Here is a 21,356-nt window from a genome sequence, read left to right on the forward strand (position 1 = left end):
GTTTCAAAATATTTCTGGCGGAGATGTTTCGCCGTCACAATTCGATCGATGGGGTGTCTTCGATACGCCCCGCCTGTGGGTGTTCCTTATGGCTAATCTTCCCCCTTCTCCCCCGCCTGAGTCTGACCCTCTGTCATCGAGTCGCCTACGCCGATTTTGGCAACGGGCGACTCGCCCGAAATCGATCGCGATCGCAGGTGGTAGCGTTGTCGTTCTCGGCGGGGCGGGCTATGCGGGATTGCAAGTGTGGGTTCGCACGCAACTCCCGCCGCTGTTGGAAACGCAACTGACGAATTTACTCAATCGTCCGGTGGAAGTCGGAGAAGTGGAAGGGTTTTCCCTCTCGGGAATTCGACTTGACGGCTTGCGAATTCCTGAGACGGACGACAACGCCAATTTCGTCACGGTCGAAGATATCCGCGTTCGCTACAATTTTTTACTGCTCCTCTCAAGGCGGCTTCCCCTCAGCCTCACCCTCGTCGAACCGGAAATTTACGCCGAACAAGCGCCAGACGGAACTTGGCTGACGCTGGATTTTAACCTTCCCGAACCGGAAGCGGAACCGGGAGAACTCCCCATTAACCCCCTCATCAACCTTCGCGTTGTGGACGGGGCCTTACGCCTGCTTCCCCAAGGGAAAACGATGCCGTTTGAGGTGGACTTGGCGGCGACGGCGCAATTGCGGCAAAAGTTGAAACTCGCCCGTTACGAGGCCAGGGTCACGCTGCCGCAAGGGGAGATTTCGCTTGAGGGAGAAACTCACTTAGAGACCTTTGAAAGTCGCGTCAGCACCCAAATTGACGGTTTGGGACTGGCTCAGTTTTCGCCGCTGCTTCCGGAGGCGATTTCCCAGTCGCTACAGGTCGAAAGTGGGGAAGTCAACGCCAATTTACAGGTGGAAGTCCCCAGTTTAGATTGGTGGCTGAAGAACGGCAATGACGGGGAAATACCGGACTCGGAACACCAATCCTCCGCCCAGTTGGTCTCTTCTCAACTGCCATCTTCTCAACTGCCGCCGTTGGAAGACCTCGACCCGTCACGGCTTCCTGATATTCGCGGCACTCTGTCGTTAGAGAATTTCGCGATCGATCTCGACCCCCTCGCACAACCTCTGACGGCGAAGGGGTTTCTTCGATTTCAAGGGGAGGGTCTGCGGTTGGAAGAGGTGGAGGCGAAAACGGGAACCTTGGCGGTGGAAGTGATGGGGTCGGCGGATTGGCAGAGGGGCTACGATATCGAGGTCTCTGTTCCGCCTCTGCCCTTGGAGTCGGTGGCAGGGTTGACGACCCTCGACCTGCCGGAACTTCCCCTGTCGGGGACGTTGCAAGCCAACCTCGCGGTGATGGGGGAAATTGACAACCCGCAAGCCACTTTAGCCGTCCGCAACCCGTCAGCCCTGGTGGTCGAACAAACGGTTTTACAGGAAGTTCGGGCGAACCTGTCGGCGAATTTGTCCCGCATTACCCTCAACGGCTTGCGCGTTACTCCCGCTGCGGGCGGCCGCGTTGTCGCCCGAGGGGACATCGATATTCGATCGATCCTTCAAGATAGCCTCGACGACCCGGTATCGCTGAATTTCGACCTTCGCAGCGAGTTACCCGTCGATGCCCTCCTCGCTCCTTACAACCTCCTCCCCCCAGAGGTTTCGGTGGGACGGTTGACCGCCAATGCGGATGTGGGGGGGACTTGGGAAAACCCCCGCCTTCAGTTAACTTGGGATACGCCCGATGCCAGGGTGTCTCAGGTGGGGGCAGTTTCCACCTTGGGAGAGATTCGCTTTCGTCAGAATCGCCTTAGCCTGGAAACGGCGGAACTTCGCGCCGGAGGCGGTTCGATCGTCGCCACGGGACAGGCTGACCTGGACGCGGGGGATTGGGGCGTTGATGTTTCCTCGACCCCCATCGACCTCTCGCCGTTTTTACCCCTGGCGATGGATGCCTCCCTCACGGAATTACGGGCAAATGCCTCGGGAGGTCTTGACAATTTCGACCTTGATATGCTAAGCGCCATTGCAACTTTAGGACTCGTCGTGGAAGGGGGAACCGTGGGCGTGCGGGCGGATGTCGAACGTGGCAATGTCAGCGTGGTGGCGGAGGCGGCGGATATTTCAGCCAACGATATAGTGGCGGATTTGCCCGTAGCAGTGGCGTTGCGGCAGGGTCGGGCGACGGTGGACAGTTCGATCGATTCCCTGTTGCAGGCGGCACAAACGCAGGATTTCAGCGGCATCGACGTGACGGCGGATGCAGATTTAGCCGTGGCGGAAGGAACGGCGAACGCCGGGGCGCAGGTGAGGGGAAATCGGGTGACGGCGACAGCGGCGGTGTCTTCGATTTCCGCCGATTCGGTCGTGGAAACCCTGCCCGTTCCGGTGACGTTGCGGGGGGCAACCGCCCGCGTCGAGACGTCGGTCAACGGGGTGTTGGCGGCGGCGGAAACCCTGGATGTCAGCGGTATCGAGTTGGTCGCCGATGCGGATGTGGCGGTGGCGGACGGGACGGTGGACGCTTGGGTACAGTTGAGCAACGGATCGATCGATACTGTGGCTGAGGTTTCTTCGATTTCCGTCAGTTCCTATTTTCCCGAAATCCCCGTTCCGACGAGGCTGTTGGGGGCAAACGCCCAAGCCAGTTTCACGGCCAAGGAACTGCTGGAGGCGGCGCAAACTCAGGACTTTACGGGATTAAATCCCGTTCTGCAAGCGGACGCGCGATTGGCGGTCAGCGAAGGGTTGGCGGAGGTGGTGGCGTCGGTGGATGGCGGACGCTGGGACTTGGCGACGACGGCGGGAATTACGGTGACGGACGCCCTGGTGACGCAGTTAGCCAACGCCAAAATCGTGACGAGTTCCCGGTTTCCCGCCCCGTTGACCGCCCAGGCGAACCTGTCCGGGTCGATCAATCCTCTGTTGCGGTTGGGGACGGTTCCCGTTCCCGTCAGCGTTGACGGGGTGTTGGTGCGCTTGGCAGAAGAATCCTTCCAGACGCGGGGTCGGTTGCAACTGACGGAGTTAACGACGAACCCCGATTTGGCGGCGGATTTGGCCGTGGACGCCACCTATCGATCGCGCCGTTTGCCCCTGACGCTGTTAATCGCCGATGTCTTCCTCGGGGAAATCCTCGATCGCCCCAACGCCGTCAATATCGCCGGAAACGTGGAGTTTAACGGCCAGTTTCGCGGACGGAATTTAATCAGCGACCCCCTGGCGGCGGGAAGTTTGGACTTAACCGGCGCCTTGCAACTGCAAGATTTCGCCATCAACGACATCGCCTTTGACGAGGTGATGTCCGGCGGCGTGGTGGTGCAAACCGGCGAACGAGTGGCCATCGACCTTCAGGGAAACCAAGACCGCATCGCCGCCAGTTTCGCCCCCTGCACCGGAGGAAACGCCTGTTTGTTTCCCTACCTCCCCACCGGGTTAGAAATCCGCCAGGGAGAAGACACCGCGACCCCCTTGTTCGCCCTGGGAGAGCGCGACGGCGACGTTTTCGATTTGCGCCTTCAAAACTTCGATTTAGCTCTGTTAAACGTGGTACCCGGGCAACCGTTGGGCATCGAGGGCAACTTGGACGGAGAGGTGACGGCGGCGATTTCAGCGGATTTGTTTACCTTGGAATCTCAAGGAACGCTGGCCATCGATCGCCCCGGTGTCGGCTACATTCGCGCCGAAGCCGTCGCCGCCGCATTCGGCTACAACAACGGCACCGCCCGCCTCGACGACGCCTTTTTACAACTCGGCGACAGTCGCTTTACCCTCAACGCCCAAACTAACGTGGATTTAGTGGGGTTGGTGCGAGGAGAAGCCAACCTCGAACAGCTCGTCCAAGCCCCTGTAGACGCCGAGTTGACCGTGGAAGAAGGCAAAGTGGGGGATTTACTCTCCACCGTCGCTTGGTATCAAATCGAGGACATCGTAACGCGAGGCGTCGCCTCCCCGAGTTTGAATCCCGAAGATTTAGAAGCTGACCCGGTGGGAGTTCCCGAAAGCGACCTGTTTGAACAGTTGCGGGTGTTTAACAGAATCACCGAATTGGTACAAACCGAAGCCGCCACCTTGCGAGAACCCGCCCCGCCGCGACTGGCGGACCTGGGAGGGACTTACGACACGCGGGTGACAGTGGAGGGAACCTTGGGAAATCCCGCCATTGACGTAGCACTCGAGGCGCGAGATTGGCAATGGCGATCGCAACCCGCTTTCGCCGACCTCAGCCCCGTTTTGGGATTCTTCATCGAAGATAGTTCGATCGTAGAAATCGACGAAATCACCGCCCGCGCCAGCTATCGCAACGAAGTGCTGACAGTGGATACGGCGCAGGTGGAACTCGAAGGCGCGAGAGCCGCCTTCGTTGGGGAACTTTCCCCCACCACCGCCTCGGGAACCTTCGACCTGACGGATTTGGATTTAAGAACCGTTCGCAACTTCGTCGAACTTCCCCTCGATATCGAGGGTCTAGCCAACGCCCAAGCCGATATCGGCGGTTCGCTACAAAAACCCACCCTCGAGGGTCGAGTTTCCTTGGATTCGCCCACGTTAAACGGTCGTCCAGTGGACAGTTTCGCCGGAGAGTTTCGTTACGACAACGACTTATTCGAGTTCGCCACCCTCGCCCCCAGTTGGACGCAACTCTCGGCGCGGGTTCCCTTTCCCTGGACGGAGGAGAACGCCGTGGCGCAGGTGCGCTTGAACGTAGATACGCCGGGATTCGAGTTGTTGGAGGCGTTGAGTAACGGACAAGCGAACTGGAGGTCTGGGGAAGGCGCGATTCGATTGGCGGCGTCGTTGGATTTGGTGGAGGCGACATCGGGGGATCTCGATCGCATTCTGCAAGCCTTGTCCGCCGACGGGGAAGTGGTTCTTGAAGACGCCACAGTTCGCGCCGCCGCCCTCCCCGAAGCCCCCGCGCAAGTGGACGGACGGGTTCTCATCAGTCAAGATGGCGTGGCCGTGGACAATCTAATCGCCAAAGTGGCCGACGGGACCTTTTCCCTCTCGGGAGCCTTACCGTTTTTGGTTCCCCAACCCGAAGCCGAGAATCCCTTGACGCTTCAGGTGGACAACGGCAACCTCAAATTAGCGGGATTGTACGAAGGATTGTTAGAAGGGTTCGTCTCCGTCAGCGGTACCGCCTTAACCCCCGTGGTGACGGGAGACATCGCCCTCTCAGAAGGCCGCGTCTCGATACCGACTGGGGGCGTTGTCGAAGGGGCGATTCCCGTCTCCGCCGCCCAGTGGACGATACAGGAGGAATCGGGACCGCCGCCGGTGATTCCGATTCTGGACAATTTCCGCGTGGTGTTGGGGGAGGATTTCCGCATTCGGAATTCGCTTCCGCAGTTTAATTTTCGGGTATCGGGAGATTTGACGGTTAACGGTGCTGTCGATGGGAATTTGGACAATTTAAGACCAGACGGAACGATAAGCGTCGATAGCGGTCAAATCGATTTATTTAGTAATTTATTCTTCATCGCCCCCGGACGATCGCAAACTGTCACGTTCGTTCCCGAACGGGGACTGCTCGATCCTCTGTTAGATTTGCAGGTTTCGACGTTGATTTACGAGGAACAACGCAACCCCTTGCTCGATCGAGATCGCGATGGAAACGAGGTTCCCGATACGACAGTTCTCCCCAACCGCCAATCGCAACAAACGTTGGTGAGCGTCTCCATCGACGCCAGCGCCCAAGAGGTCCTCGAGGCGGTATTATCCAGCGAAGCGGCGGATATTTCGGCGGTAGAAGACTCGCAGTTATTGCAAACGGTGCAGTTAACGAGCGTTCCCGATCGCAGCGAACGGGAGTTAGTGTCGTTGTTGGGGGGTCAGGTTCTCACCACCATCGACCAAATTTCCAAGTTGCGCGGAACGGAGTTTTTTGAGTTCGCCTTTTTGCGGTTTGTCGTGGAACCCACGCTAACGGAGGTGTTGTTGGATATCGATCGAACCGCCAACCGTCTCGGACAGACGATCGGACTCGATCGACTCAGCGTTTTTCCGCCCGGACAAATTGAAGCCATTTATCAATTAAACGAAGATTCGTTATTAGGATTAACTTACAGTTACGGCTCGAACGGATTGTTATTGCAAGGAACGGGCGGTTTAGAAACGGACAGCATCCCCGGTTTCAACTTCGTCGAATTGCGTTACGAACTGCGATTTTAGCCACTCGAACTCATTGATTTCCCAACCAAAACCTCCTAAAAACCTATTATTTTCTTACAAAAAACACTAAAAAATAAACCAAATAAACCCAATTCCTACCATACCTCAAAGAACTATTCGAGCATTTTCTCGAAGCCAAAGACGATTTCATATTAACTTATATGGTCGTGGAATCAATCGAGATTTATGCGATCGAACTCAAACCTTATATCGATCGCGCCTACGAACTGGGTTTAGTCGATACGATGATGACGACAAAAGAAGAGGTCGATCGAGATTTTGCACTGGGGGAAGCAGCGATTTTAAAACAGCTTCAAGGCAACCAAGATTATCGGCTCATTGAAGATACAATCACAGAATTAAAAGATTGGCCGTATTTTTCCGAATCCCCAAAACCGCTTCCCCCCTAAATTCAAGTTTTTCATCTCCGTTTATCGCAGATAAATCCGATCGTTATCCCATCATTCCATCATCCCATCATCCCATTATCTCATCATCAATTCTGGGGGACTCGATTGTACGGACTTCTGTTTGATATAGCTTCACTCGATCCTTGGGGTGAAAAACCTCAACTGAGTTATAATTAAAGCGAACCAAATCGGTAAGTTGCGATGACTACTACGCTCAACCAACGAACCTATACCGTCGATGAATATTTAGCCCAAGAAACGCAATCTGAAGAACGCCACGAATATCTCAATGGAGAAATCGTTCTGATGACAGGTGGAACGCCCAACCACAATCAAATTACGCTCAATTTGGCAGGAACGTTAAATTTTGCATTGCGACGACAACCTTATCGTGTCTTTGTCACAGACCAACGCCTTTGGATTCCAGCGCAGCAGGTTTATACTTACCCCGATGTGATGGTGGTGCGCCAGCCTTTAGCCTTACAAACGGGGCGCAAGGATACCCTGGAAAATCCGCTTTTTATTGCTGAAGTATTATCCCAATCAACGCGAAGTTACGATAAAGATCGCAAATTTTCCGCCTATCGAACTATTGCGAGTTTTAGCGAATATTTGCTCGTCGACCAATACGCGCCCCACGTGGAACACTACACCAAAACGGAAAGTGAGGAGGCTTGGCTGTTTCGCGAGTACGATGGTTTGGACGCAACAGTATCGTTACAAGCATTTGAGTTTTCAATACAACTGGCGGATTTGTACGATAAGGTGGATTTTTCGGCCGAAGAAAGCGAGTCGATCGATCCTGGCGAGTCTTGAATTGGATCGATCGCCTGTACGCCGAAGTGTTAGCTACTGCGGGTGAAATTCGCCATCCCAGCCATCTGTCATTTCAGCGAGAACCCCAGCATCTCCGAGATACCGAGGTACTCGATCGTGCAGCCAAAAACTCGTATTTTATAATGTATAATGGAGAAGAAAAATAGTAAAAAGTACCTTAAAAATCGAAACCTTTGAATGAATTGACCGTTTTGAGAAGTTTCTCGATCGCTTAGGAGGTTGTGACATGAGTTTAGTAATTTCTGATGAAATCGTAAAAGCGAGTGGATTATCTCAGGAAGAATTGTTAATCGAAGTGGTTCTGTTACTGTTTCAGCAAGAGAAGATCGCGTTAGGGAAAGCCGCAGAATTACTCGATATGTCGCAAATTCGTTTGCAACAATTGATAGCAGAACGGGGGATTTGCCTTCATTACGATGTCAGCGAATTACAAGAAGATATTCAATATTTGAAAACTAAAGGATGGCTGTGATTGTTGTTAGCGACACTTCTGTTCTGAGTGGGTTAGCGATCGCGGAGTATCTGTCGTTATTACAACAGCTTTACGGACGAGTATTCGTACCTCCGGCGGTGATGGACGAACTGAGGCGAGGAAGTGAAGACGATTCGCGAATTACCGCCGTGTTATTTCTAGATTGGATTGAGGTTTCTTTGCCCCGCGATCTCCAACGAGTGGAAACTCTACAACGCGATCGAAATTTGGATCGAGGAGAGTCGGAAGCGATCGTTTTAGCGTTAGAGCTTCAAGCAGAAGAATTATTAATTGACGAACGTTTGGGACGTAGAGAAGCTGTCCGTTTAGGGCTGTCTGTTACGGGTTTGTTGGGGGTTTTACTGGTGGCAAAAAGCCGGGGATGGATCGCAGCAATTCGACCGATTGTAGATACTCTTATCGATCAAGCCAGCTTTCGGGTGAGCGATCGCCTGTACGCCGAAGTTTTGGCTGCTGCGGGTGAAACTCTCAATCCCAACAATCTCTAATTTCAGCTAGAACCCCAGCATTTCGGAGATACTAAGGTTCTCGATAGTATAGCCAAAAACTCGTATTTTGGGTCTTAGGAGATTATGGTGTAATTTATAAATTGGCATACAAAACTTGGGATAACCAGGCATTAAATATATTTATCACCTCAAACTCTGAAGACCCTGAATTTTTTGCGTAATGTACCTGCAAATGACTACATTTAAATCCAAGATTCTAAGGATAGAGTCGCTACCATTTGTATTCGCTGAAAATCCCTATCCGATGAAATAATGGTGAGGCGATTTCGCAAAGCGATCGCAGCAATCCATAAATCATTTTCGCTAATCCCTAAATGTTCGAGTCGGGTTCTTCGTTGCTTCCGTTTGTCTTTGGGACCGAAACGCTCGAATATATCTGCCTTCAGTTGACCGTAGATATCGGCCGTCGCTTCATCGATCGAGTAAATTTGGATATCTTCTAAGAACGATCGAACTCGCGCCAGATTGGTGTCTTTGCGTTCCGATTTATATACCATATAAAGGAGTTCTCCTCGGACAATGACACAAGTGGAAACGGCTGATTCTCCCACTTGGAAGATTCGATCGACGATCGCAGAATCTCCCTGAATAATTCGGCTACAGTGATTCGTGTCTAACAGGTACACAATTACAATTCCAAAGAACCTCGCGTTTCGTAAACCCGTTGTAGGCAATCTTCAAAATCGTCACCAGCCCAAGTTCCGGCGTGTCTTAACAAAGAACGCCCCGAAGCCGGACGAAAAGAAGATGGATGTTCAGTCGAGGGAAGTTGGGGCTTTTCAGCGAGAACTGTTACCCGGACTCGGCATCCTGCCAATTCGTTCGATCGATCGATAATTTCTTCCCAAGTTCCTTCAAATTCTCGCGGTATTTGAGTCATGATGTTACAGGTTTAACGCGACGCTTAAGTTCAGTATAGATCGTGAAACTCCCCATCCCAACCCTCTCGAATTTCAGCTAGAACCCCAGCATTTCGGAGATACCGGGGATCTCGATCGTGCAGCCAAAGACTCCTGTTTCAGATTGTGTAATGGAGGCGGCAAACCGGGGACGACGCGGTAATAATGAGAAAAGTAGACAACTCAGGGACGTTGCAGCGATGAAACGGAGTCTGTGGCAGGTTGGCTTAGCGGCGTTGTGTGGCGCAGCGATGTGGAGTGAGGCGGCGCTGGCGGGGGTGGTGCGCTGGGAGAACCCGCCCCAGGTGGAGATGGCGCAGGGGAGTGCGGCGGAGGAGTTTTTACGGCTGTATGAGGAAGGAAAACAGTTTTTTAACCAAGGAACGGCTGAAGGATATCGACAGGCGATTTCGCGATTTGAGCAGGCGTTGGCGTTATCTGTAAGAGTACAAGCAACTGATGGGATAGCTTACGCATCAGTATTTCTGGGCGCCTCTCATAATCATTTAAGCGAACTACAAACTGCTCTGAGCTACTATCAAACTGCCCTAGAAGCGTTTCGAGACATTGGCGATCGAGAATCTCAAGCCACGGTTCTCAGCAATATCGGAGGAATATACGAAGCCCTGGGCAACCGTAATGAAGCCCTCAACTACTACAGTCAGGCTTTGTCAATTTTGCAAGAGGTGGGGAATCGATATGGGGAAGCGGTCACTCTCAATGGTATTGGCTTAGTCTACAATGCCCTGGGCAACCGCAGTGAAGCTCTCAACTACTACAATCAGGCTTTACTGATTATTCGAGAAGTGGGCGATCGAGCGGGGGAAGCCGCCACTCTCAACAACATCGGCGGAGTCTACTATGCCCAGGGCAACCGCAGTGAAGCCCTGAATTACTACAACCAGGCGTTGCCGATTAGGCGCGAGGTGGGCGATCGCGCGGGGGAAGCCGCCACCCTCGTCAACATCGGCGGGGTCTACGATTTTTTGGGCAACCCCAGTGAAGCCCTGGATTACTACAACCAAGCGTTGCCGATTATGCGCGAGGTGGGAAACCGAGATGGGGAAGCTGCTACCCTCGGCCGAATTGGTGTCGTATACCATGCCCTGGGCAACCGCAGTGAAGCGCTCAACTACTTCAATCAAGCGTTGCCGATTCAGCGAGAAGTAGGCGATCGCGCTGGGGAAGCCACCACCCTCGTCAACATCGGCGCCGTCTACAATGCCCTGGGCAACCCCAGTGAAGCCCTGGATTACTACAACCAAGCGTTGCCGATCTTGCGAGAGGTAGGGAATCGAGAAGGTATTGCAACTATTCTCAGTGGCATCGGTGAAGTTTTTAGTGCATTTGAACAATACAGTGAAGCCCTCAACTCCTACAACCTGGCTTTAGCAACTCTGCGAGAAGTCGGAAATCGCGATAGAGAAGCCGCCACTCTTGCTGGTATTGGCTTAGTTTATAATGCAATGGGTAACCACAATGAAGCTCTAAATTACTTAAATCAGGCTTTACTGATTACGCAGGAAGTCAGATATCGAGCGGGGGAAGCCGCCACTCTCAACAACATCGGCGGGGTCTACAATGCCCTGGGCAACCGCAGTGAAGCCCTCAGCTACTTCAACCAGGCGTTGCCGATTATGCGAGAGGTAGGAAACCGAGATGGAGAAGCTCTTACCCTCGGCAACATCGCCTGGACTTATCGCAACCAAAACGACCTCCCCACCGCCCTGGAAAACATCGAAGCCGCCATCGCCATCGTCGAAGAACTGCGCGGCGAAATTACCAGCACCGACCTCCGCACCAGCTACTTCGCCACCGTCCAAGGCTACTACGAGTTTTATATCGACCTACTGATGCAACTGCACCAGCAATCCCCCCAAGAAGGCTACGACCTCCGCGCCTTCAACACCAGCGAACGCACCCGCGCCCGCACCCTCATCGAACTCCTCAGCGAAGCCAACCTCGACATCACCGAAAACGTCGATCCCCAACTGCGCCAGCGCGAACAGGAACTGCGCCAACAACTGCGAAACATCGACGCGCAACGAGTCGCCGACCTGCAAGCCGTGCAGAACAACGAGGAAATTGAGGCGATCGTCGAAGCCGCAAACCGCCAAACCACCGCCGTCCTCCGCGAACTCGACACCCTCGCCGCCCAACTGCGGGAAACCAACTCCGCCTACGCCGCCCTGCAATACCCCGAACCGCTAACCCTCGAACAGGTGCAGCAACAAGTCCTCGACCCCGACACCACCCTGCTGCAATATTCCCTCGGCACAGAGCGCAGTTACCTTTGGGTCGTCACCCCAAACGGCTTCCAGGCGTACACCCTCCCCGGACGCGCCGAAATCGAAACGGCGGCGAATAATTTTTACACCAATGTTGAGAAATCGGGAAACCTCCCTGTCACCACTCGTGACGCCAAAGCCCTCAGCGAGATCGTTCTCGCCCCCGTTATCGACCAACTCAACACCTCGCGCCTCCTCATCGTCCCCGATGGCGTTCTCCACCAAATCCCCTTCAGCGCCCTCGCCACCCCCAACCGCGACGCTTACGAACCGCTCCTCGTCAACTACGAACTCGTCAGCGCCCCCTCGTCCACTGTCATCGCCACCAACCGGGAAGTCATGGGAAGCCGTCCCCCCGCACCCAACCGCCTCGCCATCCTCGCCGACCCGGTTTTCACCGCCGACGATCCCCGCCTCACGGGACAATCTGCCCCCGTTGAACCCGACTTCGATCTCCAACGCACCCTGCGCGATTTCGACCTGCGGGGCATCTCCCGTCTACCCCACAGTCGCACGGAAGCCGATCGACTTCTCGCCCTCGCTGACGGTGGCGAAACCAGCGTCTTCGACTTCGACGCCAATTATTCCTGGGTGACGAGCGATCGAGCCAACCGCTATCAGTTCGTCCACTTCGCCACCCACGGCTTCGCCAACGAGGAAAACCCGGAACTCTCGGGGTTGGTGCTGTCCCTGGTGGACGACGACGGCAACCCACAAAACGGCTTTCTGCGTCTGGGGGATATTTTCAACCTGCAACTTCCGGCGGAAATGGTGGTGTTGAGCGCCTGTCAGACGGGACTGGGCGACAACGTGCGCGGTGAAGGCGTTGTGGGCTTGACAAGGGGACTGATGTATGCTGGGGCAGAACGCACGGTGTTGTCCCTGTGGAACGTCAGCGACGAGAAAACGGCGGCGTTGATGGTGCGGTTTTATCAGGGAATTTGGGAGGAAGGGTTAACGCCTGTGGCGGCGTTGCGTCAGGCGCAGTTGGAGATGTGGGAAGCTGGAGAACATCCCTATTACTGGGCGGCGTTTGGCGTTCAGGGGGAATGGCGAGAGTGAGGGAAACTCGCGCGGGTTCAGCTCAAACGATCTAAACTATAAAGTAGTTAGTGTTTTGCAAGAATACAATGTTAGATGAAACGACCTTAGAACAACGTTTAGCAAAACTCGAACAGGCAGTGTCCGAACTGCAAAACAAAGTTGATAGTAAGCCCAGTGCTAATAATTGGGTAGACAACCTGATTGGTTCGATCTCCGACGAAGAAGCTTTCCTTGAAGCTCTCGAATATGGACGTAATTTCCGAAAAACGGGAAAGTTCGAGATCGAAGAGGACAACTCTGTGAGCGAACAAAATACTCCCGGCGATATTCTTGATTAAAGGAAACCCGTGATGTGAAGCAATTGCCATTTTGGGAAACGACTCTGAATGAAATACCTGCTTGACACAAACCACATCAGTGTTCTACAGCGAAAAACGGGTTTGAAATATACTTGTTTAAGGACTCAATCGAATGAGTCAGCATTCCCCAGCAGATTTTGCTTTTTCAATCGTGAGCTTTCACGAACAGGTTCTTGGCGCTCATGCTTTAATTAATCGCAACAAGAAAAAGACTGACTTACCTCGTGGCTACGCTTTGTTATGGGAAGTTCTTCAAAGCTTTGCATCTGCATCGGCTATTGTTTTACCTTTGGATGATGAAGCAATTGTTATTTTTAAAGAGCTGAAACATCAACACCCTCGGGAATCTACAATGGATTTAAGAATTGCAGCGATCGCCCTATCCCGCAACTTGGTTTTGTTAACCCAAAATATCCGAGACTTTGACTATATCTCAGAATTAGAAACTCAAGATTGGACGATATAAAACATCCAGAAAATACATCAAGAAAAATGGCTTATTATGTCTTATCGTTCCCACGCAGAGCGTAGGAACGGGAGTTGGGGCGCTCTGCAACCTGTGTTTGATGACTCGACGCAGAGCGTCCGCCCGGTGCGTCCCTACGCAGAGCGTAGGGACGATGGACGTAGGGACGATGGAAGAACACCGATCGCGCCTAGATTTGGCAACATAAAAACGATGCCACGAAAACTGACGATTTCGCTGGACGAATTGGTTTACGACGGCTTGCATCGCGCGATCGATCGCCCCAACATCGATAAGTTTATTGAGGATTTAGTGCGTCCTCACGTTATCGCTGCCGACATCGAAGCCGGTTACGCAGCGATGGCGGCGGATGAAGAACGCGAAAACGAGGCGTTGGAGTGGTCTGAGGGGCTAATCGAGGACGTGGCTCGTGAAACGCGGTGAAGTTTGGTGGGTTAATTTCAATCCGATTCCGAAAGTGGATTTTTATCCGGTCGGCTGAAACCCCGTAGAGATGACAATTTCTATGAAAGCAATTTTCTAAGACGATTTGAAAACTGGATTTCGTTGATGATTTTTTAAAATTCAAATTTAGATGCACCCCGAGATCGTCAATTTTTTAATTTCATAAAAACTTCAGCTTTACCATACTCCATACTATTTAAGCCCTCGAGTCGATGTTCGATATCTTCTAGCGACCCGATTTTACTCGTCCAGCAATCTTCCTTTAACTGCCTTGCAACGTGAGTAGGTTCACCATTCGGCTGTGCATATATGGCAATTTTTTGAAATCCCTCTTCAAAATTTTCATCGTTGCAAACTTCATATCCGATTTTTTTAAAAACACTAATAAAAGAGTCGATCGTCAATTCTCTTTCCACTTCAGGCGGCCAATACGATTCTCCCAATTCGTCTAGCCACCACCACTCATCTTGACGGCCAACTGCCCACGCAACACAGTTATATTCGATAGTATCTTGACTCGTCAAGCGATATCCTGTACTTGCAAGATTGGGAAATAGCTTTTCGAGTTCTTCTCTAACTTGAGTTCTCCAGATATAATTACCAATCGGTTCGTTGTCTTCTTCTTTCATAGATAATAATGACTTTCACCCCAATCCAGCCAGCATTTTATCATCTCCTTGGTTTTTCCCTGACTGGAAGCTGGAACGGGGTCTTCCCCTGTGATTTCTTTCAAGGCTGTAAACCACCGAATCTTGGGATTTTCTCTCAGTTGCCTTAACATCAAAGGAATTGCAGATTCTCCCATTTCGATCGCTTCTTGATAAGCCGGATGCGAGACAATTCGAGTTGTTGAAGACAGCATCCGAGTCTCGCGATCGATGCGATCGGATAGTTCTGTAAATTTACGCTCAAGCTGTCGCTCTCGCTCGGAAACTTCTAACATAGGTGAAAAGCGTAATTGATATTCGCTACACTTCTATAAATAGCATAACATCACAACCCCCACCACTGTCAGATGTCGTAACGCAATTTGCAACGTCGATCGCGCCTAGATTTGGCAACATAAAAACGATGCAACGAAAATTGACAATTTGGCTAGACGAATTGGTTTACGACGGCTTGCATCGCACGATCGATCGCCCCAACATCGATAAGTTTATTGAGGATTCACTGCGTCCTCACGTTATCGCTGCCGACATTGAAGCCGGTTACGCAGCGATGGCGGCGGATGAAGAACGCGAAAACGAGGCGTTGGAGTGGTCTGAGGGACTCTTGAGTCCCGAGAACTTCCCTGAATAACACCTACTTTTTCCGAAAAACTGGGCTTTTGGACAAATTTTTGTTACCAAAACCTTAACGAGCAAAGATTTCGCCAATGGCTCGGGCAAAATAGAAATCGATGTATCGATATCCAATCGAGGAGTCGGAACCCAACATGAAAATGCAGCGATTTCCACGGCGATGGTTCGTCGGCTTTTGTCTGGGGTTGCTTTTAACCGTCGGTTTGGGAAGTTGGCAAGTCGTTCGCAGCCAGGATTCCCCCGACGCGGAAACCTTTGCACTGACCCCCATCGACCTCAGCCTCAATCCCGAAACGGACAGTTCTGGTAAGGTTCCGCAAGGGTTGAGTATTTCGCCGAGTCCGGTTCCCGATGGCGAACGAGCTGTGATTGGTGAAGACGATCGCGTTTTGATGACGTCAGGGGCTTATCCTTGGTCGGCGATCGGTCGCGTGGAACAGTACGATATAAGAGGACAGTTGGAAGGTTGGTGTACGGGAACTCTCATCGGACGCAATACGGTTTTAACCAACGCTCACTGTGTCATCGATGCCAATACTCACCAATTGACCGATCGAGAAATGGTGTTTCGTCCCAACGTGATTCGAGGTCGATCGAGCGATACGGCGAAGGCGATCGCTGTTGAATACGGCACCAATTTCAACGACGGACGGGTTGCAGATGATTGGGCCTTAATTCAACTCGACGAACCCCTCGGAGAATATTACGGAGAAATTGGCTGGCTCGTTCCGGCCATCGAACGTCCGGAAGTCCTCGAGATTTTGCAAAACAAACTCAACCTCGTGGGCTATTCCTTCGATTTTCCCGACAACGCTCCCGGCTACGCTCCCGGCAATACACCCGGTATTCACCGCAATTGCAGTATCTTGGGACTCGCCAGTGACGATCGACTCCTCCACGATTGCGATACCAATAGCGGAGCGTCTGGGGCAACTCTGTTAGGTCGGTTAGCTTCTGGAAAATACGTGATTCTCGGTCTTCATGCTGGAGCCGCTGAAACCAATACGGGGGACATTATCAACTACGGAATGCAGGTCGATCGCTGGCAGAATACGGCTCGGGAAATGATGCGTTGAGCTACAGGAGAGGGTCGAACTCAACGAAAAAGTCACGCCATAGATCCCCGGCATCTTGGAGATGCCGGGGATCTCGAACTTAGAGAGACGATTTGAATAAGTGTTGATTAAAAAATCAACCAAAAAGGTATATCCTAATTATTTTAGAATACCCTTATGTTAAAACAAATTTCCCCCCAAGTCAAGGGGGGATGTGGCGGCGGCGACTCCGGGTTAAAAACTCGCGAAAACCGCCAAAAAACGAACTTAAACCGCCAAAACCTGCCGTTTCAAATCCGCCGCCGTCGCCACGCGCCCGAACAGGTCGTAAGCATCCGCATCTGTCACCATCACGGGAACCATCGCCCCCAAATGCGCCGAACCTTCAATGTAAATCACGCCGTCTACATCGGGGGCGAAGCGAGCAGAACGCCCGATGAGTTGTCCGGTGCGGGGGTTGGCTTCTTCAATTAACACATCGACGACTTTCCCGATTTGCGCCTGGTTGCGTTTGAGAGAAATCGGCTGTTGTACCGACATCAGGATATCGCGCCGTTCGTCCATGACTTCTTGGGGAACTTGATTATCCATGGAAAACGCCGGGGTTTCCTCTTCCGGGGAGAAGGTGAAGACGCCGACGTGATCGAATTCGTGACGCTGTACGAACTCCACTAAATGCTGGAAATGTTCGTCTGTTTCCCCAGGGAAGCCGACGATGAACGTGGTTCGCATGACGGCTTCGGGGAGTTCGGCTTTAATGCGATCGAGAATGGCATCGTTGACGCGCCCTTGCCAGGGACGGTTCATCGCCTTGAGAATATCAGGGTGGGAATGCTGTAGCGGTAAGTCTAAATAGGGGATGACGTTGGGGGTTTCGCGGATGGCGTCGATAACTTCTGCGGTGACGCCTGTGGGATAGGTGTAGTGCATCCGAATCCAGGGAACCTCTACTTTTGAGAGTTCCCGCAGCAATTCGGCGAGTTTGGGCTTTCCGTATAAGTCGACGCCGTAGTTGGTGGTAATCTGCGAAATCAATACCAACTCTTGCACCCCTTGGGCGGCGAGTTGTTGGGCTTCGGCGACGATGGACTCGATGGTGCGCGATCGCTGGTTGCCTCGCAAATGGGGAATAATACAAAAAGCACAGCGGTAATCGCAGCCCTCCGCCACTCGCAAATAGGCGACGCCCTCGTTGGTGGTGCGGTAGCGAGGGGTAGACTCGTCGGCGATATACGTCGGTTCGGCGGAAATTTCTTTGACGCGCTCTCCGGTTTCGGCGCGTTTGACAACGTCTACAATTTTGTTATAGTCCCCGGTTCCCACCACAGCCACCGCTTCGGGAATTTCGGCTAACAACTCTTCTTGGAAGTGTTGCGCCATACATCCGGTGATAATAATTTTTTTGTTGTCTTCGGCGAGTTCGACGAGGGTTCGCACTGACTCTTCTCGCGCCGCCTGGATGAAGCTACAGGTGTTGACGATGACGTAATCGGCTAAATCTTCGCTGGCTTCGACGGGATACCCCGCTTCTAAGAGCAATCCCAGCATATGCTCGGTATCGATGCGATTTTTCTCGCATCCGAGGTGAGAAAAGGAAATTGCGGGCTTGCTGCTCATACCGAAATCAAATATCCTAGGGGTAAAATCTGTCTGACGTTGCCTCAGATAGTGTACAATACGGGGGGTCGATCGTTCCACTGTAAGGGAGCGGTTCGGCTCGATCGCCCTCCACTGAAATCACTCGACACAAGTCCTGTTAGCAAACGACTGGATTATGACTGACCTCAATCGCGGCATTATGAAATTCAAGGGCGCAGATACGCCCGTTGCGATCGCACTCTCTTCGATTCTGGTTCTCGGCGGTATCGCGTTTCTGATGTGGTGGGCATACCAAGCCGCGTATGCCGGATAAGCCTCCGCCTCTAGTATTTCACAGTTTTGGAAAATCCTGGCTCAGCCGCGAGGCGAGTCAGGGTTTCTCTTGTCGATCGACATTTTGATACCTTCTTCAATGTTCCTGTTTGCAGTTGCGGAAATCGAGCCGTTGTTGGGTAGTGTCTGGCTCGATATCGTTACGCTGTGTGTGATGCTACTGCTGTCAGGGTTTTTTGCCGGATCGGAAACGGCGATTACGGCCTTAGACAATTTTAAGTTACGGGCGTTGATGCAGGAGCCGAACACGCCGAAGCGGATTTTTCAACTCCTGCAAGCCAACCGCACTCGCTTCATTATTACGCTGCTGGTGGGGAATACGCTGGTAAACAACCTCTCGGCGATTCTGACGAGTAATTTGTTTAGCCTTTGGTTGGGAAATCGAGGCATCGGTATCGCCACGGCAGTCGTCACGTTTCTCGTGTTAACCTTCGGGGAAATCGTGCCGAAATCTGTCGCCATCAACAACGTTTTGCCGATTTTTATGGTGGTGGTGCGCCCCATTTACTGGCTGTCGCAACTGCTTTCGTTTTTGGGCGTGATTCGCCTGTTCGAGACGATTACTCAGGTGGCGTTGCGTCAGTTTCAGTCGCGGGAGGCGCAACAGGGGGAGTCGGTGAAGGATTTGCAGTTGATGATCGAGGTGTTGGGGGGTAAAGGTAAGTTAGACTTTCACAAACACCAACTGCTGCATAAGGCGTTGATGCTCGATCGCCTCAGTGCGAAAGACGTGGTGAAACCCCGGATTGAAATGCGGACGATTTCTCATGAGGCGACGTTGCAGGAATTGGTGGATTTGTGTTTGGAGACGGGATATTCGCGGGTTCCGGTTCAGGAGGAGTCGAAGGACCAAATCGTTGGCGTGGTTCACTTGAAACGGGCGTTGCAACAGTTGCGATCGCGTCCTTCGGGCGATCGCGCGATGGAATTGGTGACGTCGGTGATGGACGAACCGGTGTACGTTCCCGAAACCAAACGCATCGCCGATCTGCTTAAGGAGATGTTACAACAACAGTTGCACATGGCGATCGTGGTGGACGAGTACGGGGGAACGGTGGGGTTGATTACCCTCGAAGACATTCTCGAGGAACTGGTGGGGGAAATTTACGACGAAAGCGATTTTCCCAGTCGTCTGGAACGGGTGAAACGGGCGGCGAAAGGGGCAAAATACTCGGAAAACGAGGAAGGTTCCTCTCCGTTCGATCGACGCCGACGCCGTTAAGACGAGCCACAAAGCTTAAAGTCTGTGTAAATTCGATCGATCCCGTTACGCGAGTTTGGGGAACTCTCCGAGGGGGGGCGAGTCGGGAATGGGAGCAGCGATCGCCGCCAACTTCCGTAAAATTGCGGAGACTTCCAGGGGGATTTGCAGCGATCCCTCGGGAGATCGATCGCTGCATAGAGTTTTAAAGATTGCTTAAAGTCGCGGTGAATTTTCCCCAGTTTCCAATTTCCTAGACCAAAATGGAAACAGTAGCCTTTTCAACTCAGACCGACTGAAGTTTGGTCAAACGAGACCTCGTTTGCTCGTTCGAGCTTCCCGAACGTCAACGCTGCATGGAGAAAATCAATATGGCATCCGTTCAAGATAAGTCTAAAACGAACACCGCCGCACTTCCAGAAACTTTGACGGCTAGCGTCGCCGCCACCGAACTCCGCCCTTGGGGATCGTTTACGGTTCTCGAAGAAGGGCCTCAGTATAAAATCAAACGGATCGAAGTCAAACCGGGACATCGCCTGAGCTTGCAAATGCACCACCACCGCAGCGAGCATTGGATTGTGGTTTCGGGAACCGCCCGCGTCATTTGCGACGAGAAAGAGCAAATGGTTTACAGCAATCAATCGACTTACGTTCCCCAGGGAACGAAACACCGCCTGGAAAACCCCGGCGTGATTCCGTTGGTGTTGATTGAGGTTCAAAACGGGGAATATCTCGGAGAAGACGATATTATCCGTTTCCAAGACGATTACGCGCGATCGAACAACGGAAATGGCAAGTAATCGTTGGCAATGCCTCGTTTATAAACCATTTTGTCTGAACAATCCCTAAGCGACGCCGGAGGTTGCGATGGGGATGGGGAGCATCTCACTTGAAACTTAGGCAACGAGAACCCCGGAATCTGAGCGATTCCGGGGTTCTTTCTAGAATTTACTGAAGCGAAAGCCTTGACAAAATCACTTTTTTTTGATAATACCAGACGGCGACATAGCCTGACTGGTATCGTGTTCGACAACGAAGACGTTGGCGTAGAGATTAGCGATAATCTGTTTTCCTTCTTGAGTGAGGGAAAGATAGTCCAGAGCGTTTTCGATCGCCGGATAAATCACGTCCCAATACTGTTTCGAGTGGCTGCGGCGCAAATCTCCCGCATGTCGGTAGCCTAACTCTTGATTGAGTCCCGTTTCTTCATATTCATAATACAACGCCCCTAACTTATTTAAATACCGAGGATCGCTGAGTTGTCCGATTAAATCCGCCGCCCGCAACAAACCGGGATAGCCGGAGGTATCTTCGTAGCCATCGACGTCGGGAGATTGCTGGCGGGTATATTCGATGTTGCGTTTGATGACTTCCGAGACGATGAGGCGATGTCCGCTGAAGCGTTCGTCAACAAATAACTTGCTGCGATCGACGTGATAGGGGGCTAAACTGGCATCGGTGGCACCGGGGTCGAGGGCGACTAACTCGCTAGTTCCAGAGTCGAAGCGGTTGTCTTCAATGCGATCCTGGCGACAGACGCCTTTGACGAAACCGATATCGCTGCAAACCAGGGAGATGATAAAGTGCAGCCAGTCTTCGCAGGTAATTCCTCCTTCGCGGATGTGTTTTCCCCGTAGAATTTCCTGTCCGACGAGGGCGACGCCGATGGTATGTTCGACGGTGTGATAGAGGGCGTCGCTGTTGGCGATATTTTCCAGGGCCATACCCCCCGCCCAGGCGATAATATCGGCGTAATCGGGCTTATAACCGCCATAGGTGCGATGGTATCCTTCCCGCAATCGTTCGACGAAATTTTGAATCAGGATTTCGGTGGCGTTAAACATAGTCGGTTTAGACTTGCCCGAGAGTCGGAGAGTGAAATATTTTTGACATCCTCACCGCCCTAGAAGGACGGTGATTCCTACCCACAGGTAGTTACT

At 52.4% G+C, this 21,356-nt stretch carries 19 protein-coding genes and 1 pseudogene; 14 read left to right on the plus strand and 6 right to left on the minus strand.

Translation table 11 applies throughout. The annotated features are described in order from the left end of the window. The first annotated feature begins 88 nt into the window (after positions 1-88). The 5 genes and pseudogenes from ACP5D4_RS08795 (at position 89) to ACP5D4_RS08815 (ending at position 8,385) form a co-directional block, all read left to right on the plus strand. Positions 89-6,157: a translocation/assembly module TamB domain-containing protein gene (locus tag ACP5D4_RS08795; RefSeq protein WP_428011247.1), complete on the plus strand. Its 6,069-nt coding sequence runs from the start codon at positions 89-91 to the stop codon at positions 6,155-6,157. Positions 6,158-6,264: 107 nt separating this feature from the next. After that, positions 6,265-6,567: pseudogene (locus ACP5D4_RS08800) on the plus strand (DUF1186 domain-containing protein); the annotation flags it as partial. Between the two features lie 201 nt (positions 6,568-6,768). After that, positions 6,769-7,383 carry a Uma2 family endonuclease gene (locus ACP5D4_RS08805; protein WP_428011248.1) on the plus strand — a complete coding sequence of 205 codons (615 nt, stop codon included), beginning with the start codon at positions 6,769-6,771 and terminating at the stop codon, positions 7,381-7,383. 247 nt (positions 7,384-7,630) lie between these two features. Then, positions 7,631-7,876 carry a UPF0175 family protein gene (locus ACP5D4_RS08810; RefSeq protein ID WP_428011249.1) on the plus strand — a complete coding sequence of 82 codons (246 nt, stop codon included), beginning with the start codon at positions 7,631-7,633 and terminating at the stop codon, positions 7,874-7,876. Continuing rightward, on the plus strand, positions 7,867-8,385 hold the full coding sequence (locus ACP5D4_RS08815; protein ID WP_428011250.1) for a DUF3368 domain-containing protein: 519 nt from the start codon (positions 7,867-7,869) through the stop codon (positions 8,383-8,385). The genes ACP5D4_RS08810 and ACP5D4_RS08815 overlap by 10 nt, the downstream gene beginning before the upstream one ends. 203 nt (positions 8,386-8,588) lie before the next feature. Here ACP5D4_RS08815 and ACP5D4_RS08820 read toward each other — a convergent pair whose 3' ends face one another. Together ACP5D4_RS08820 and ACP5D4_RS08825 are read right to left on the minus strand one after the other, a co-directional pair. Continuing rightward, positions 8,589-9,032 (minus strand): type II toxin-antitoxin system VapC family toxin, encoded by a 444-nt coding sequence (locus tag ACP5D4_RS08820; protein ID WP_428011251.1) that lies wholly within the window; start codon positions 9,030-9,032, stop codon positions 8,589-8,591. A gap of 2 nt (positions 9,033-9,034) precedes the next feature. Continuing rightward, positions 9,035-9,286, minus strand: a complete 252-nt coding sequence (locus ACP5D4_RS08825; RefSeq protein WP_428011252.1) for a hypothetical protein — start codon at positions 9,284-9,286, stop codon at positions 9,035-9,037. 219 nt (positions 9,287-9,505) lie between these two features. Between ACP5D4_RS08825 and ACP5D4_RS08830 the strand changes: the two genes are divergently transcribed. The 4 genes from ACP5D4_RS08830 to ACP5D4_RS08845 all read left to right on the plus strand — a co-directional run bounded on the left by ACP5D4_RS08830 (position 9,506) and on the right by ACP5D4_RS08845 (position 13,906). Then, positions 9,506-12,655, plus strand: a complete 3,150-nt coding sequence (locus tag ACP5D4_RS08830; RefSeq protein WP_428011253.1) for a tetratricopeptide repeat protein — start codon at positions 9,506-9,508, stop codon at positions 12,653-12,655. Between the two features lie 68 nt (positions 12,656-12,723). Continuing rightward, on the plus strand, positions 12,724-12,975 hold the full coding sequence (locus ACP5D4_RS08835) for a transferase hexapeptide repeat containing protein (protein ID WP_428011254.1): 252 nt from the start codon (positions 12,724-12,726) through the stop codon (positions 12,973-12,975). Between the two features lie 133 nt (positions 12,976-13,108). After that, positions 13,109-13,462 (plus strand): type II toxin-antitoxin system VapC family toxin, encoded by a 354-nt coding sequence (locus ACP5D4_RS08840; protein ID WP_428011255.1) that lies wholly within the window; start codon positions 13,109-13,111, stop codon positions 13,460-13,462. Positions 13,463-13,675: 213 nt separating this feature from the next. Further along, the gene (locus ACP5D4_RS08845; protein ID WP_428011256.1) at positions 13,676-13,906 is read left to right on the plus strand and encodes a hypothetical protein; all 231 of its coding nucleotides are present in this window, start codon (positions 13,676-13,678) and stop codon (positions 13,904-13,906) included. Between the two features lie 167 nt (positions 13,907-14,073). On the opposite strand, the gene ACP5D4_RS08850 is transcribed toward ACP5D4_RS08845, so the two are convergent. Then, complete coding sequence (locus ACP5D4_RS08850; RefSeq protein ID WP_428011257.1) at positions 14,074-14,556, minus strand: DUF7689 domain-containing protein; 483 nt, start codon at positions 14,554-14,556, stop codon at positions 14,074-14,076. After that, positions 14,553-14,870 (minus strand): hypothetical protein, encoded by a 318-nt coding sequence (locus ACP5D4_RS08855; RefSeq protein ID WP_428011258.1) that lies wholly within the window; start codon positions 14,868-14,870, stop codon positions 14,553-14,555. Before ACP5D4_RS08855 ends, ACP5D4_RS08850 begins: the two co-directional genes overlap by 4 nt. A 128-nt stretch (positions 14,871-14,998) precedes the next feature. Between ACP5D4_RS08855 and ACP5D4_RS08860 the strand changes: the two genes are divergently transcribed. Then, positions 14,999-15,226: a hypothetical protein gene (locus ACP5D4_RS08860; RefSeq protein ID WP_428011259.1), complete on the plus strand. Its 228-nt coding sequence runs from the start codon at positions 14,999-15,001 to the stop codon at positions 15,224-15,226. A 100-nt stretch (positions 15,227-15,326) separates the two neighbouring features. After that, positions 15,327-16,304 carry a trypsin-like serine peptidase gene (locus tag ACP5D4_RS08865; protein ID WP_428011260.1) on the plus strand — a complete coding sequence of 326 codons (978 nt, stop codon included), beginning with the start codon at positions 15,327-15,329 and terminating at the stop codon, positions 16,302-16,304. A gap of 246 nt (positions 16,305-16,550) precedes the next feature. Here ACP5D4_RS08865 and rimO read toward each other — a convergent pair whose 3' ends face one another. Further along, positions 16,551-17,900: a 30S ribosomal protein S12 methylthiotransferase RimO gene (rimO, locus tag ACP5D4_RS08870; RefSeq protein WP_428011261.1), complete on the minus strand. Its 1,350-nt coding sequence runs from the start codon at positions 17,898-17,900 to the stop codon at positions 16,551-16,553. A gap of 157 nt (positions 17,901-18,057) precedes the next feature. Here rimO and ACP5D4_RS08875 point away from each other — a divergent pair, with 157 nt between their 5' ends. The 3 genes from ACP5D4_RS08875 to ACP5D4_RS08885 all read left to right on the plus strand — a co-directional run bounded on the left by ACP5D4_RS08875 (position 18,058) and on the right by ACP5D4_RS08885 (position 20,216). Next, complete coding sequence (locus tag ACP5D4_RS08875; protein WP_428011262.1) at positions 18,058-18,195, plus strand: hypothetical protein; 138 nt, start codon at positions 18,058-18,060, stop codon at positions 18,193-18,195. Positions 18,196-18,279: 84 nt separating this feature from the next. Further along, on the plus strand, positions 18,280-19,437 hold the full coding sequence (locus tag ACP5D4_RS08880) for a hemolysin family protein (RefSeq protein ID WP_428011263.1): 1,158 nt from the start codon (positions 18,280-18,282) through the stop codon (positions 19,435-19,437). Positions 19,438-19,787: 350 nt separating this feature from the next. Next, entirely contained in the window at positions 19,788-20,216 is a 429-nt protein-coding gene (locus tag ACP5D4_RS08885; protein ID WP_428011264.1) for a phosphomannose isomerase type II C-terminal cupin domain, read from the plus strand. 174 nt (positions 20,217-20,390) lie between these two features. On the opposite strand, the gene ACP5D4_RS08890 is transcribed toward ACP5D4_RS08885, so the two are convergent. After that, complete coding sequence (locus tag ACP5D4_RS08890) at positions 20,391-21,260, minus strand: Npun_R2479 family HD domain-containing metalloprotein (protein WP_428011265.1); 870 nt, start codon at positions 21,258-21,260, stop codon at positions 20,391-20,393. Positions 21,261-21,356: the final 96 nt, after the last annotated feature.

The sequence above is a fragment of the Baaleninema sp. genome, assembly GCF_049974805.1.
Taxonomy (GTDB): Bacteria; Cyanobacteriota; Cyanobacteriia; order Cyanobacteriales; family Geitlerinemataceae; genus Baaleninema.